General features: G+C 71.0%; 13 protein-coding genes and 2 riboswitches. Of the genes, 12 read left to right on the plus strand and 1 reads right to left on the minus strand.

Going from position 1 to position 14,440, the window contains the following annotated elements; translation table 11 throughout:
- Nucleotides 1-489, minus strand: a 489-nt coding sequence (locus FL344_RS23940; protein WP_305021771.1) for an FIST N-terminal domain-containing protein, incomplete at its 3' end; no start/stop codon positions are given.
- Nucleotides 490-636: 147 nt separating this feature from the next.
- Between FL344_RS23940 and FL344_RS23945 the strand changes: the two genes are divergently transcribed.
- From FL344_RS23945 to FL344_RS24000, 12 genes are all read left to right on the plus strand, one after another.
- A complete protein-coding gene (locus FL344_RS23945; RefSeq protein WP_141620142.1) occupies nucleotides 637-1,947 on the plus strand; it encodes a hypothetical protein in 1,311 nt (436 codons plus the stop codon).
- Between the two features lie 116 nt (nucleotides 1,948-2,063).
- A complete protein-coding gene (locus tag FL344_RS23950; protein ID WP_228565315.1) occupies nucleotides 2,064-2,720 on the plus strand; it encodes a hypothetical protein in 657 nt (218 codons plus the stop codon).
- Nucleotides 2,721-2,734: 14 nt separating this feature from the next.
- The gene (locus FL344_RS23955; RefSeq protein WP_141620144.1) at nucleotides 2,735-3,016 is read left to right on the plus strand and encodes a hypothetical protein; all 282 of its coding nucleotides are present in this window, start codon (nucleotides 2,735-2,737) and stop codon (nucleotides 3,014-3,016) included.
- A 273-nt stretch (nucleotides 3,017-3,289) separates the two neighbouring features.
- On the plus strand, nucleotides 3,290-3,646 hold the full coding sequence (locus tag FL344_RS23960; protein ID WP_228565316.1) for an FHA domain-containing protein: 357 nt from the start codon (nucleotides 3,290-3,292) through the stop codon (nucleotides 3,644-3,646).
- A 6-nt stretch (nucleotides 3,647-3,652) separates the two neighbouring features.
- A riboswitch (cobalamin riboswitch) is annotated at nucleotides 3,653-3,900 on the plus strand.
- Between the two features lie 58 nt (nucleotides 3,901-3,958).
- The gene (locus tag FL344_RS23965) at nucleotides 3,959-5,968 is read left to right on the plus strand and encodes a TonB-dependent siderophore receptor (protein WP_141620146.1); all 2,010 of its coding nucleotides are present in this window, start codon (nucleotides 3,959-3,961) and stop codon (nucleotides 5,966-5,968) included.
- Nucleotides 5,940-7,556, plus strand: coding sequence for an MXAN_6577-like cysteine-rich protein (locus FL344_RS23970; protein WP_141620147.1), 1,617 nt, complete (start codon nucleotides 5,940-5,942; stop codon nucleotides 7,554-7,556). The genes FL344_RS23965 and FL344_RS23970 overlap by 29 nt, the downstream gene beginning before the upstream one ends.
- 19 nt (nucleotides 7,557-7,575) lie before the next feature.
- Entirely contained in the window at nucleotides 7,576-8,469 is an 894-nt protein-coding gene (locus tag FL344_RS23975; RefSeq protein WP_228565318.1) for an ABC transporter substrate-binding protein, read from the plus strand.
- Nucleotides 8,466-9,551, plus strand: coding sequence for an iron ABC transporter permease (locus tag FL344_RS23980; RefSeq protein ID WP_141592708.1), 1,086 nt, complete (start codon nucleotides 8,466-8,468; stop codon nucleotides 9,549-9,551). The genes FL344_RS23975 and FL344_RS23980 overlap by 4 nt, the downstream gene beginning before the upstream one ends.
- A gap of 20 nt (nucleotides 9,552-9,571) precedes the next feature.
- Nucleotides 9,572-9,784: riboswitch (cobalamin riboswitch) on the plus strand.
- Between the two features lie 157 nt (nucleotides 9,785-9,941).
- Entirely contained in the window at nucleotides 9,942-11,264 is a 1,323-nt protein-coding gene (locus tag FL344_RS23985; protein WP_228565319.1) for a hypothetical protein, read from the plus strand.
- Nucleotides 11,261-12,025, plus strand: coding sequence for a cell surface protein (locus tag FL344_RS23990; protein ID WP_141620150.1), 765 nt, complete (start codon nucleotides 11,261-11,263; stop codon nucleotides 12,023-12,025). The genes FL344_RS23985 and FL344_RS23990 overlap by 4 nt, the downstream gene beginning before the upstream one ends.
- 32 nt (nucleotides 12,026-12,057) lie before the next feature.
- Nucleotides 12,058-12,561 (plus strand): ubiquinol-cytochrome c reductase iron-sulfur subunit, encoded by a 504-nt coding sequence (locus FL344_RS23995; protein WP_141620173.1) that lies wholly within the window; start codon nucleotides 12,058-12,060, stop codon nucleotides 12,559-12,561.
- A gap of 142 nt (nucleotides 12,562-12,703) precedes the next feature.
- Complete coding sequence (locus tag FL344_RS24000; protein WP_141620151.1) at nucleotides 12,704-14,389, plus strand: FHA domain-containing protein; 1,686 nt, start codon at nucleotides 12,704-12,706, stop codon at nucleotides 14,387-14,389.
- Nucleotides 14,390-14,440: the final 51 nt, after the last annotated feature.

The following is a 14,440-nucleotide window of genomic DNA, read 5'->3' on the forward strand; positions in this document are numbered from 1 at the left end:
GACGACACCCGCCCCCGCCTCCTGCTGCGCCCCGCGCACGACTTCCGTTGGATTCCCGCTCAGCGCGTCCGGGAAGACGAGCAGCGCACGGCGGCGCCCCGGCCGCATGGGAGGCAGCTTCTCGATGGCCCGCGCCACCGCGTCACGTCCGGCCGCTCGGGGGTCCTTGCTCACGGGCCCACCCATCCCCGTTCCGACTTGCAAGTCCATCCCGCCGAACAGCGCGACCACCAGCCCCTGGTGCAGCAGCTCGGCTCCAGCGAAAACACCCGCCGCGCAGCATCCGGCCCAGGGGAGGTCCCGGAGCTCCCGCCGGAGCGCCGACGCCAGGTCATCCGCGTCATATTGGTCCGTGCAGAGGACCAAGGCGAAGGTGGGCGCGTCCGCGCCTCGCAGCGCCTCCGCGCCCGCCTCCCGGGCGGCGACTTCGCAATCGGGCGAGCAGCTCTTTCCAATCTGCATCCGCATCCCACTGGAATCGATATTCACGCGCGTACTGGCGTGCAGGTGGCGCTGGCTTCGTTTGGCCGAAGCAGGCGCCTTTCGGGCCTGCCTCGGTTGACACCTCCCACGTGCGCTCGGTTGTATCTGCGTGCTCATCGAGTGAGCGCAGCGTGCGCTCGAAAGGGGGACCTTGTGAGACGCGGAACCATTCTCTTCGTCCTGGCCGTCGTGACTTCCGTGGGGTGTGGCGATGCCTCGGACCCGGACCCGGGCGGGTGTCCCGAGACAGGCACGGGGACGTTGGAGTTGGCCATCGAGGGACTTCCTGCCTCCGCCAACCCTCACGTCATCATCCGCCGGGGCAGTGAGTCCCGGGAGGTGCGCGCGGGCGGCCGGCTGGCGGGGCTCGCGGCGGGCATGTGGACGCTCTCCCCCGAGCCGGTGGCGGGGAGCGGCGGACGGGTTCGCGCCGCCTATGATGCGCCGGCCCGTCAGGTCTGCGTCCTGGATGGCGAAGCAGCAGCGGCGGCCATCCAATACGCGCTCATCCCCAGCAGCCAGCGGCTGTGGCTGTCCACCAGCAACGGGGCGGCCGAAGTGGAGGCCTTCGCCACCGAGGAACTGGAGGTCACGGGCGCGCCGCCGGCCACCGTCCGGCTCGGTTCGAGCCCGGGCATTCCCCGGGCCTCAGGGCTCGCGTTCGACAGGCGTGGCAACCTCTGGGTGGCGCTGGGGTCGGGGGAGCTGCGGCGCTACCCCGCAGGCGACCTGGGCGCCTCTGGCGTCAAGAGCCCCGACGTCATCATGAGCGGCGGCGTGTTGAGCGCCGGGAGCCCGGGTCCCATCGCCATCGCATTCGATGCCGCCGGCGACCTGTGGACCTCCATCGGGTTCAGCAACACCGTCATCCGGTTTGGAGCGGCCCAGCTTGTCTCCGGCACCGCTCCGGCGCCGCAGGTCGTGTTGAGCGGGCTGGGAGACCCCTCCACGCTCGCGTTCGACGCCATGGGCAACCTCTGGGTGGGAGATGTGACGGCCGGGGCCTCTCGCGTCCACAAGGTGGCCGCATCGAGCCTCCAGGCGTCCGGCGCGGTGACGCCTGTTACGAGCATCGACGTGATGGAGGCTGCTCCGGGCAGGAGCTTCGCGGGCCCCGCGGGGCTCGCCTTCGACGGGGAGCGAAACCTGTGGGTTTCCTATGGCGCGAGCGGCGTCGTCGTGCGGCTCACGCCCGAAGACCAGGGCGGCTCCGGCGCGGTGAGCGTCGTCCCAGGTATCCAGATTGACGCGGGCGGTCCCAAGGAGCTCGCCTTCGACGAAGGCGGGGGGCTCTGGATGGCCTACAACTCCGGGAGCATTTCCCGGCTGAGCCCGAGCCAGCTCAGCGTCTCTGGCGCGCCCACGCCCGACGTCGTCATCTCCAGTCCCGACCTCGGGGCCACACATGGCGTCGCGGTGTATCCCGCCCCCGCGAACCTGCCGCTGTTCCACCGGCTGCCGTGACACGGGCCGGTGGGCGCGGGGCGCTGGCCGCTCGACACTTCCAGCGTGCAACGAACCGTTGAATGGCCGGGCGGGGGACTTCCGTCCCCCGTTGCCGGGACAGTAGCGTTGCTCGCATGGCATCGGGCACCGGCTTGCTGCGACTCGGCGTGTTGGGAGGGCTGCTCGCGGGTTCCGCCTCGCTGGCGGCGGACACGGGGGATGTGCCCCGGGCGGAAGCTGCTCCGGTGGTCCCGGAGTCCTCATCCGTGCAGTGGCAGCTCCTGGCGGGCGGCCTCGCCTCGCTCGATGGCTACGCCTCAACGGGTTACCAGGGATGGTTGCTCGGGGCCGGCTGGGAGTTCCCCCGGCTGCGCTTCCGCTTCCAGTTCCTGGCGGGCCTCCCGTCGAGCATGGTGGAGACCCGCACCGAGGTGAAGCTGGAGCAGTACGTCTTCGGCTTCTGGCTGGACACGCCCGTGCTCCGCTCGGGTGCGTGGCGTTGGAGCGTGGGCGCGGGCGCGGGCTTCCTCCTCTTCGGCCGGACCGTTTTTGCGCGCGTGGGCGGACTGGACACCGCGGGCCCCCGCTTCGTCCCCGCGCTCCTCTCGGGGCCGGATACCTCCCTGCGCTGGCGCTTCTCGAAGTACTTCGCCGTGGAGGGCTCGCTGGCGATGGACGTCGTCTTCGGCCGCCCCCTCATCGGCTTCCAGAGCGCGCAGGGGTTCGAACCGCTCCATGAGGGCTGGGCCGTCCGGCCGCGACTGAGCGTCGCGATGATGGTCTTCCCGTGAAAGGTGGCCGCCCGATGAACCGCACTGACTTCGCATCGCACGCGCCTCGCGGGACGTTCCGGCACCTGCTCGTCCTGGCACTGCTGGCCTGGAGCGGAGGCTGCGCCGTGGAGGACCCCATCGCGCGGCTGCGTGCCGCGGACGGTGGGACGGGCACCTTCTCCACCGATGACGACGAGGCCCTGCTCTTCGGTGAGGAGGGCCTGGAGCTGGCGCTTCCGGATTGCGCGGAGGTCGAGCCGGATGCCGGCTCGGGCGTGGCTTGCGAGGACGCGGGGACGCCGGACGTCCCGTAGTCGCCTGGTGGCAGGCGTGGGTGGACATCCCACGCGGTGGGACCTGGCGGTGAATCGCACGTCCCGAGGCTCCAGGAACTGGCGCCTCCGGAGTCTCGTGTCCATGTTGCACGCGTCCATCCGGTGAACAGGAAGGTGCGCGTGTTCCAGCCAGCTCCTCGCGATGCGCGAGCCCATGATGGGAGCTGGCCCGTGTTGCTGTGGGAGCCTGCTGCCACGCGGCCTCGCGGTGGAGCGTCCCGGTCATTGGAGAGGGCATCGACGCCCTGCGCCATGGCGCCCGTAGTGCTGGAGGTGCGCCCACGGTTCCGCACGGCGGACGCCGAGGTGACAGTGGGCAGCGGCGCCGAGTGCGACATCGTCCTCGCCGAGCCCACGGTGTCCCGCCTGCATGCGCGCCTTCGTCGTGAGCCGCACACCGGGCTGTGGTGCGTGACGGACCTGGAGAGCGAACGGGGGACGTACCAGGATGGGGTGCTCATCCTGCCGGGCCGGCCCGCGCCGCTGCTGTGCCGTTCCCGGCTCACGCTGGGGAACGTGGAGCTCCTGTTCCTCCAGACGTATGCCTTCGAGCAGTCCGTGCGCGTGTCCTCGCTGACGCCCCCGGTGAGCTTGACCCGCCGGAGGTGACCTCCTACAAAGGGCGCGCCCTTGGGTGCCCATGTCGGGCTTTCAAGAGGGAAGCCGGTGCGAGTCCGGCGCGGTCCCGCCACTGTGAACGGGCAGCCCTGAGGTCAGGGCCGGGGGCTTCGGTTTGTCGCCACTCCATCCGCGGCCGAGCGCCGTTCTGGGGGAAGGCGGAAGTCCTCTTCTGGCATGACGCAGCGTGCGCCAGTCGCCAGAGCCCGTCAGCCAGGAGACCTGCCCAGGGGTGCGGCCGAGCCTTTCGCGGGCCCGGGCGGTTGGCCTTCTCTCTTCGTCGGAGGGAGCGGAAGGCGGAGCATGCGGTGGACCTTCCTCGCTGGGCCTGCCGTGTGCCTGGTGCTCAGCCTTCCATGTCCCGTCAGGGCGCAGCCTTCCGAGGCCGAGCCCGCCCCCGCGCGCACCACGGTGGTTCGCGGTAGGACACCCCCTCCGCCTGAGTCTCCGGAGCGGAGGGACCCGACGGGCGCCATCACCGTCATTGATGCGCGAGAGCGAGCGGGCGAGGCGCGCGACACGGCGGAGCTGCTCGTGGGCTCGGTGGGGCTCGCGGTGCAGGACTCCGGCGGCTACGGACAGAGCAAGAGCCTGGTGGTGCGGGGCGCGTCGTCCAACGGCGTGCTCGTGTTCCTGGATGGCATTCCGCTCAACGGCGCGGGCGGCCTGTCGGACCTGTCACTCATTCCCGCCGCGCTGGTCGAGCGCTTCGAGGTGCTGCGAGGTGGCGCGGGCGCGCGCTATGGCTCCGGCGGCCTGGGCGGCGCCATCAACATCATCACCCGCGCACCAGGGCCGAACCTGCGCACGAGTGGTGAGGTGACCTACGGGAGCTGGAACACGGCGCTGGGCCACGTCGCCGCCACGGGGCCGATGCTGGGCGGGCAGGCGCTGCTGCTGGTGCATGCGGGCCGCTCGGACGGTGACTTCGCCTACGACGTGGATGAACTGCCCGCCGTGGACGGCAATCCCCAGGTCTCCGAACGGCGCGCCCGCAACAACGCGCAGGGCGGTGGTGCGCTCCTGCGCTACCGGCGACGGCTCGCGGGGGGCTCACGGCTGGATGCGCTCGCGGAGCTGTCCCTGGAGGACCGCGCCATTCCAGGCACCGTGCAGAATCCCCAGTCCACCGGAGACCAGGAGCTGGGGCGGCTGGCGCTGGGCCTCCGCTGGTCGGGTGTGCTCGGCGGGTTGGGGCAGGGGAGCGCGCGAGGCTTCTTCCGGCGTGATGGGCTGGAGGTGACGGGGCACATTCCCGGCGCGGGCGGCGCGCAGCGGCACTCGGTGGGCGGCGTGGAGCTGGAGGGCCGCAGGCCGCTGGGAGAGCACCAGTCGCTGACGGTCACGGTGGCGACCTCGGGTGAGACGGTGACGCAGGAGGAGGGCGCACAGGCTTCCTCGTGGTGGCGCGCCAGCGTCATGGCCATGGATGAGGTGCGGCTCTTCGGAGGCACGTTGGACGTGGTGCCTTCGATGCGGCTGGAGCGGGTGGGGCCGTACTGGTTGCTGTCGCCGAAGCTGGGTGCATCCGTCGAACTGGGAAGCGGCTTCGGGCTGCGCGCCAACGCCGGGCAGTCCCACCGCGCGCCGTCCTTCCTGGAGCTGTACATCCGGCAGGGGACGCTGCTGCCCAACCCCGGGCTGAAGCCCGAGCGCGCCTTGTACGCGGACGCGGCGGTGATGTGGCGCTCTGGTCCGGAAGACTCCGAGGACGCGGCGCCACGATGGGGCCTCACGCTGGGCGGCTTTGCGGCGCTGTATGAGAACCTCATCGCCTATGAGCTGTACCCGCCGCTGATGGCGCGCCCGTACAACTTCGACACCGCGCGCGTGTGGGGCCTGGAGCTGGAGGGCGAGGCGCGGCCCTTCTCCTGGCTCCTGGCCAGCACGGGCTACACGTACCTGCGCACGGAGAACCGCTATGGGGACCCGCGCTTCTTCGGCAAGGACCTGCCGTACCGTCCCAGGCACAAGTGGGTGGGGCGGGTGCGCGCGGGGCCGGATTGGCTCAACGCCCGCGCGGAAGTGCTCTACCAGTCCGCGCAGCTCATCAACCGCACCGGCTCGTTGGACCTGCCCTCACGCACGTTGGTGAGCGCGGGCGCGTCCAGCACCTTCCTTCATGGTCCGGACCTCACCCTCTCCGTCGAGCTGAAGAACCTCCTCGATGTCCGGACCTTCGACTTCACGGGCTTCCCGCTGCCGGGACGCTCCGTCTACGTGACGCTCGCGGTGGCGCTCGAGCCCGGCGCGTCACCGTCATCCTCATCCACTCGGGAGCCCCATGACTCGCCCGCGTCCCCTGTTCCCTGAGCCGTTCATTCCGACCTTGTTTCTGACGGCCGTGGCGGCGCTGCTGCTCACCGGGTGTCCCGAGGAGGGCGCGGTGTGCACCTCCGGCCTGTCCGTCTGCGGTGACGCCTGCGTGGACCTGAGCGGCGACGTCGCGAACTGCGGCGCCTGTGGCAACGCGTGCGGCGATGGGCAGACGTGTCAGGCCGGCGTCTGTGGCTGTCGCCCGGGGACGGAGTCCTGCGGTGGCGCGTGCGTGGCCACGGCGAGCGATGTCGCGAACTGCGGCGCCTGTGGCAACGCGTGCGCCGCCGGGCTCGTGTGTGAATCCGGCGTGTGCCGCGAAGGCTGCTCCGAAGGCAGCTTGCGGTGCGGAGACTCGTGCGTGGACGTCCGCGCGGACGTGCTCAACTGCGGCGCCTGCGGCAACGTGTGTCCGGACGTGCAGACGTGCCACGAGGGACGCTGCGGCTACGACGTGGTGGCGGCCTGCTACACCCACGGGCAGCTCGTGGGCATCCAGGCGGGGACGGACCAGCTCGGGCCGCGGCGTCAGTTCGGCTCGGGCGTGCAGACGCTCGCGTCCTGGGACGGTCATGTGCTGGCCGCGGACGCCACGGCTTCGAAGCTGCTCCAGGCGGCGGGTGGCGCGCTGGGGACGGTGGTGGAGGAGGACTCGCTGGGCGGGGTGGCGGGCTCGCCCAACGACATCCTGGTGGACCCGCCTTATGTCTACGTCGTGGACTCGGTGAACAACACCTTGCAGGTGCTCAAGCGAGAGGGCCCTTCCCAGGGGGCGGGGCTGGGTCTGCGCACCGTGACGCAGGTGAACCTGGGGGCCAACACCAGCCCGCAGGCGCTGGCGAAGTGGGGCACCACGCTGTATGTCCCCTTGTTCGGCACGGGCGGCTCCATGTTCCAGTTCGGCAATGCCGTCGCGCGTGTGGACATCTCCAACCCCGAGCAGCCGCGCAAGGTGGACACGATTTCGCTCACCGGGCTGGACCTGAAGCCCTTCGACGGTGGCACGGTGTTGCCGCTGCCCTACTCCGTCGCGGCGACGGAGTCGGGCGTGTACGTGAGCCTCACCAACCTGAATCCCTACAACGGCTACAAGCCCAATGGCCCGGGCATGCTCGCGAAAATCGACCCCGCGAGCGGCAGCGTGAGCGCCATCGACCTGGGCGCGGCGGATTGCCTCAACGCGGGCTACGTGGAGGCCGTGGGGGACCAGCTCGTGGTGGCCTGCCTGGGCGAGGCCGAGTACGACGAGGCCAACGGGCACAGCGCCAGCGCCGTGCGCGCCTCCGGGCTGGTGCTGGTGAAGAACGACGCGCCCGTGGCGGCGTACGCGCTCAAGGCGGGGTGTGAGCCCGGAACGCCGGGCTGCAACCTCTCCGTGGCCAGCCGCTTCGCGGTGGCGGAGGGCGCGGTGTACCTGGCGGACACGAACGCGGGCCGCGTCTTCGTGGTGGCGGTGGAGGACGGGCGGTTGGTGGAGCGCCGCGGCTTCTCTTCACCCCAGGCGCTGGGGCCCGCGCTGGAGGCGTGTCCCACGGACCCGCGCCGGCCCGTGTCCAATGCCATTGACGTCACCGCCCTGCACTGAGGAAGCGCACGCCATGCCGATGAACACGACTTCCACTTCGCGTCTCTGCTCGGGCATGTCCGTCCTGCTCGCCACGGTGCTGTGCCTGCTCGCCGGTACGGTGAGCGCGGCGGAGAGCTCGAGCCTGAGGACGCTGGGACCGCCAGCGCCTTCCAAGGTGCGGCGCGTGGTGACGCTGGCGCCCTCGCTGTCGGAGATGGTGCTGTCCCTGGGCGCGGGGAGCACGCTGGTGGGGGTGTCCCGCTTCGACGAGGCGAAGGAGGTGGCGAAGCTGCCGCGCGTGGGCGGCTTCACGGATCCTTCCGTGGAGGCGGTGATTGCGCTCAAGCCCGACCTGCTCCTGGTGCAGCCCGGGCCGGGCAACCAGCGTCCGGTGGAGAAGATGGCGGAGCTGGGCGTGCCCGTGCTGCTGCTGCCGCTGCACTCCGTGGCGGACGTGCTCGCGGCCATGCGCGCGGTGGGGAAGGCGCTCGGACGGGAGAAGGAGGCGGAGGCGGTGGTGGTGGGCATCGAGGCCACGCGCACGCGCATCCGGGAGGCGGCGAAGAAGCTGCCCGCGCCGCGGGTGCTGTTCGTCTATGGCTTCGAGCCGCTCGTGGTGGCGGGGCCTGGCTCCTTCGCGGACGAGCTGCTCCGGGACGCGGGCGGCATCAACGTGGCGGCGGACGCGAGCTCCGCGTACCCGGTGTACTCGGTGGAGCGCGTGGTGCGTGCCCGGGCCACCGTGGTGGTGGATGCCGCGGACGTGGACGTGGGCAAGGACAAGTTGCGGGCCCTGCCCGGTCTGTCCAGCGCGCGCTGGGTGGACCTGCCCTCCATGTCGCTGTTGCAGCCGGGACCTTCGCTGGGGCGGGGACTGGAGGAACTCTTCCGTTTGCTGCATCCGAAGGGAACAGGTAAGGCCGCGCCGTGAGCGAGCCGGCGACATCCCAGCGTGCACATGGCGGAGCGGGAGGCTTTCGCGCCTCGCGCGCGGTGATGTTGTTCGGGGGCTTTCTCGTGTTGGCGGTGGGCTGCCTGGCCGTGGCGGTGCGCTTCGGTGAGCAGTCCATCTCCCTCACCGCTGCGCTGACGGAGCCCACGTCCACGGACGCCGTCATCTTCTGGTCGCTGCGGCTGCCGCGCGCGCTGCTGGGGGCCATCGTGGGCGCGGGGCTGGCGGCCTCGGGCGCCACGCTCCAGGGGCTCTTGCGCAATCCGCTGGCGGACCCGTTCGTGCTCGGTGTGTCCGGCGGGGCGGCGATGGGGGCGACGCTGGCGCTCGCGGTGGGGCTCGCCACCGTGGGGGACGTGGCACCGGGCCTGGGCGGCGCCATGGCGCGTCTGTCCGCGCCCGCGCTCTTCTCCTTCCTGGGCGCGGGGGCCGCCATCCTCTTCGTCCTCTCCGCCAGCCGGGGCTCCGCGTCGCGCGCGCCCTATGCCGCGCTGCTCACCGGCGTGGTGTTCAACGCGTTCGCCTCCGCGGCCATCACCCTGGTGAAGACACTGTCCGCCCCTGACCGGCTGGGGGAAATCCTCTACTGGCTCGCCGGAGCGCTGGGGTACGAGCGCGGCGGCACGCTGCTGCTCTCCGCGCTGCTTCAGGCCGGCGCCATTGGCGTCATGTGGGTGCTCTCCGCACGGTTGAACCTGTTGTCGCTGGGTGATGATGACGCGGCGTCCCTGGGGGTTCCGGTGGCGGCGACGCGCCGCTGGTTGCTGCTGGCCGCCAGCGCGAGCGTCGCGGGCGCGGTGGCGCTCACGGGGTTGATTGGCTTCGTGGGCCTCATCGTGCCGCACCTGCTGCGGCTGGCCTTCGGGCCGGACCAGCGGCTGCTGGTGCCACTGTCGGCGCTGGGAGGCGCGGCCTTCCTCGTCCTGTCGGATTTGCTGGCGCGGCTGGCCTTCCCCTTGTTCGGGGCCGAGCCTCCCGTGGGCGTCGTCACCGCGCTGCTGGGAGGCCCGCTGTTCCTCGCGCTGCTGCGGCGGCGGGTGCGCCTGGGGACCAGTCATTGACAATGGCTTGCACCCGCCATATCCCCGCCCGCGTCCTCGGTGTCGCCGTGGAGCCACGGTGACTCAAGGGAACCCGGTGTGAATCCGGGACTGCCCCGCAGCGGTGAGCAGGAACGAACGCCGTCACGTGAAGCACTGGCCCGAAGCGGGCTGGGAAGCGACGGCAAGTAGGTGGGTGCTCCGTGCACCCGCGCCTGCGAGTCCGAAAACCTGCCGAAGACCCGTGCCCTTGGCACGGACATCACCGAGGCCTCCGAGGGGAGGCGGCGGGGGCGGTGCTGTCCGGCGCGAAAGGTCCGCCGGGGCTTTGCCTTCGGCCGTGTCCTCCTGGAAGCCCATTCGCCCGTGGGGGCGGAAGAGGGAGCGAGGACACCGATGAAGTACGCCGATGTGAAACGCGCAGGAGCCCGCACGAAGTCCCTGATGTTCGCCACGGCCAGTCTGGTGCTGGCGGTTGCCACCACGGGCTGTGGCTCCGAATGCGTGGATGTCTACGACTGCCGCAACGAGAACGGCCCCGCTCCCGCGGGCCAGGAGTGGACGTGCGCCTCGGAGAAGTGTGAGACGCGGCCCATCCAGCAGCTCCCCGGGGAAGACGCGGGCACCGACCCGGAGACCGATGCTGGCACCCATCCAGAGCCGGACGCGGGCACGGAGCCCGACGCGGGTACGGAGCCGGACGCGGGCACGGAGACGGACGCGGGCACGGAGTACACGTGTGAGACGGCGCCGTACGACCCGGTGCTCGGCACGCTTCAGCTCCAGGCGGGCTTCGAGACCGCGGGCTCCGCGCCCATGCCGGACGACGTGCTGGCGGTGGCCGTCACGCCAGGCCCCACGTACGCGGTCTACGCCGTGCAGGGGGATACGAGCGCGGACGTCCATTCGCTGGGAATCTGGCCGGACCTGACGCCTTCCGCGTCGCCGCTGTTCAACGTCCTGGCGCCCGAGGACCGTGGGGCCACGTCGGGCATCTTCCCCAACCGCTTCCTCGTGCATGGCGCCGAGCGGCTGCTGGCCGGCTACACGAAGTCGGGTGGCGCGGGCACGGTCTCGCTCTATGACATCCTCACCCCTGACAACTCGAGCTACGTCAACTCGCCGGGCAACATGAGCGCCGCCGCGTTCACGTCGGGCACGACGTCCGCCTTCCTCATCAACAGCATGGGGCTGTCCGCCATCGACGGCTTCGGAATCTATGCGCTGGTGACCTCCGCGGAGCCCGTGGCCTCCGTGAAGGTGGCCGACTTCCCGCAGGCCGCCGGCGGAAATGGCTTCAGTGCCGTGGCGACCAACGGCGTCTCCGTGCTCGGGTTCGTCGTTCCGCCGGACTACGCCAACGTGGTCTACGCGGTGGCGCCCTCCGTCGTGAGCGCGGCGCTCTCCTCCAACACGCCGTTCGCATTGGATGCGCAGCCCCAGATTGACGTGGGCAGCGACTTCAACGCGGCCTCCGCTTTCGGTGACGGCGTCGTCGTCAAGCGGGGTGCCTACGATGACACCTGGCAGTTCATCACCACCGACGTGTCCCGCTACGCCCTCTCCGCGGACGCGACCCCGGGTGAGGTCGTCATTGGCGAGCGCACGCCGGTGCTGACGCTCGTGGACCAGTGCACCCAGGTGACGCAGTTGACCCATCTGGGCTCGGACCTGCTGGTGGGTGTCGAGGACGTGAACGGTGAGCGGCTGGTCCGCATCCGGGCCGTGCCATGAGCCACCATCGCCTCCACCACTTCGTCTGGGGCACGGCGCTCGCCGTGCTCCTGGGCACCGCCGCATGTGGTGACGATTCCTCCGGCGTCAGCGAGGACGCGGGAACGGACCCCGTGCGGGACGACGCGGGACAGCCGGATGGCTCCACACCGCTGGAGCCCGATGCCGGACTTCCGCCCGAGAATCCATACGCGGACGAAGTCGTCCTCTTCGAGCCCGGCGACTTCGCGGGCTTCGGGCAGGACCGCTTCCCGGACGTCGTGCTCGGGCCCCCGTCGGGGCTGGGGCCGGACAACGGCTCGCTGGACGTGCTCTCGCTGGGCCGGGGCGGCAAAATCGAGCTGCGTTTCACCGACATCGCCGTGGTGGATGGGCCGGGCGTGGACCTGCTCGTGTTCGAGAACGCCTTCCTCGTCGCGGGAGGAGCGGCCACGCACTCCGAGCGGGGCATCGTCTCCGTCAGTGACGACGGCGTCACCTGGTACGAATTCCCCTGTGCCACCACGGACGCCGAGGGCGGCTACCCGGGATGCGCGGGCGTCGCCACTGTCCAGGCCAATCCGGCCAACGGCATCAGCGCCACGGACCCCGCGGTTGCGGGTGGAGACGGGTTCGACCTGGCGACGGTGGGCCTGAGCCGCGCGCGGTATGTGCGCATCGTCGACGCAGGCAACAACCGCTACGGCGGCACCTCCGGGGGCTTCGACCTGGATGCCGTCGCGGTGGTGAACGGTGTGTCGCTTCGGAGCGGCACCCCGTGAAGCGGCTCCCGCCACGGCCATGTCCCCTGTCCATGAAGGGGGAGGTGGACCGCCGCGCCGCGCTCGGCACGCTGCTCAAGGGTACCTGTGCCCTGGCGGCGTTCGGGGCGGGGTGTGGTGACGGGTGGCGGGAAGCCGTGGTGCTCGACCCTCCCGATGCGGGAGGGCCGGGCCCGTCTTGTGCGCCGCCGGTGCCGTCGGGCCCACCCGGCGAGGGCTGGGTGGAGGTCTCCCTGGTGGAGTATCCCGCGCTGGATGTCCCCGGCGGCGCCGCGGAGGTCCGCATTCCCCAGGCGCTGCTGGACGTGGTGGTCGTCCACACCTCACCTGGCTGTTACGCGGCGCTCTGGCGCATCTGCACGCACGGTGATTGCGCCGTGGACTGGGTGCCGGCCGACGGCGTCATGGAATGCCCCTGTCATGGCTCCCGCTTCACCCGGGAGGGGCAGGTGCTGAATGGCCCGGCGACTCGACCGCTCGCGGCCTTCCCCGTGGTGAGACAGGGCGCGTCCCTGTTCATCCACCGGCCCCGCTGAGCAATCGTTCGGACATTCGCACCACAGGTGAAATGACGCGGTGCGGAGAGACGTGTCGTGGCGCCGGGTTACGGGATACCCGCACTGAGTCCGAGTCTCCTTCTCTCAACAGGCGGGAGAGTCGTGTAATGTCGGGCATTCGATGTGGCAGATCATCATCAACGGGCCCGGCTACTTCGACACGTCGTACGATCTGCCTGAGGGCGTGACGAGCCTCGGCCGCGCGGACGAGAACGATATCGTCCTGGGCGGCGATCTCGTCTCACGCCGGCATGCGCGGCTGTACGTCGACGGTGACGTGCTGCGAATCGAAGATTTGGGCAGTCGCAACGGCAGCCGCATCAACGGCGCGCCCTTGCAGGGCTCTCGGCAGCTCGTCGCCGGAGACTCGGTGGCGCTGGGCGAGAACGTCCTCTCCGTGCGCCAGCCCAACACCGTGGAGAACGCGGCCACGGAGATGGTGGACCTGGGCGCGGGCGGCGTCGTGCGCTTCGGCCACGGCCAGGACGTGGGCCCCTCCGTCCTGCTGGCGAAGAACGTGCGCGACGCGGACGTGCTGCGGCTCCTGGACAACGTGGGCCCGGTCTCCTTCGACGACAGCTTCTCCGCGTCCGCGCCGCTGCCCGCCGCGAGCCCGCGCGTGGGGCAGGAGACGCTGGTGCTGTTGTTCCGCACCGCGGAGGCGCTCTCGTCGGCCAGCACGCTGTCGTCGTTCCTGGACACCACCATGGACCGGCTGCTGGAGGTCACGGACGCGACCACGGCGGTGGTGCTGCTCAAGCACACCACGGGCGCTCTGGTGCCCGCCGCCGTGCGCCACCGCGGCCGGCTGGCCAAGGGCGAGGTGCCCGTCTCGGATGCCATCGTGGAGGAGGCCCTGCGTCAGGGCCGTGCGCTCGCCGTGGGCGACGTGCGCGATGACCGCCGCTTCGCGGGCCGGGAGAGCGTCATCCTCTATGGCGTGGACCGGGTGCTGTGCATCCCCATCGGCACCGAGCCGCCCTATGCGGGGGTGCTCTACGTCAACCTGTCGGCCAAGGGTGACGCCAGCGTGGAGTCGATGCTGGATACCTGCACCGCGGTGGCGCATCTGGTGGCCACCGGCGTGCAGAAGTTCTCCCCGCGCGAGGGCAGTCCCGCGGCGGACAGGCTGCGGCGCGACCTGGAGCGCTTCCACCCGCCGGAGGTGGCCGAGCGCCGCGCCGCCGAGGCCCAGAAGCAGGGCGGCAAGCTGCCCGGCCTGGAGGAGCGCAACCTCACCATCCTGCACGCGGAGCTCGTGGGCTTCTCCGTGTTGTGCATGCGCATCGGCGCCGCGCGCGCCACGCAGATGCTCAACGACTTTCACGCGCGGATGAGCGGCATCGTCTTCAGCTTCGAGGCCACCGTGGAGGGCTTCCGGGGCGAATCCCTGCGCGCCCTCTTCGGCGTCCCCTACGTGAAGGGCGAGGACTCGATCCGGGCCGTCCGGGCCGCCCTGGCGCTGCGCTCCGAGTGGGAGCGGTCCATGTCGCGCAGGCCCCTGGACGAGCGCTGCGAGCTGCGAATCGCCCTGCACAGCACCCGAGCCCTGGTGGGGATGATCGGCACCGAGGTGCGCCCGGACTACACCGTGGTGGGGGACGGCGTCGGGATTGCGGGGTGGCTCGCCGGTACCGCCAGCCCGGGCCAGGTGCTCATTACCGGCAAGGTCCTGGCCACCGTGGGGGCGCGCTTCGACGTCCAGCCGCTGGGCGAGCGCCTCATCCGCCCCCCGAAGGACAAGGTAGCGGCCTTCGAGGTGCTGGAAGAGGATGTAGGCCAGTTGACCAATCCCGGCTTCCGCTGAGGGGCCCGCGTCCGGTTGACGGGTTGCTGGGACGTACCGGGAAAGGGTTCA

The organism is Myxococcus sp. AB036A, from assembly GCF_006547355.1.
GTDB lineage: Bacteria > Myxococcota > Myxococcia > Myxococcales > Myxococcaceae > Myxococcus > Myxococcus virescens.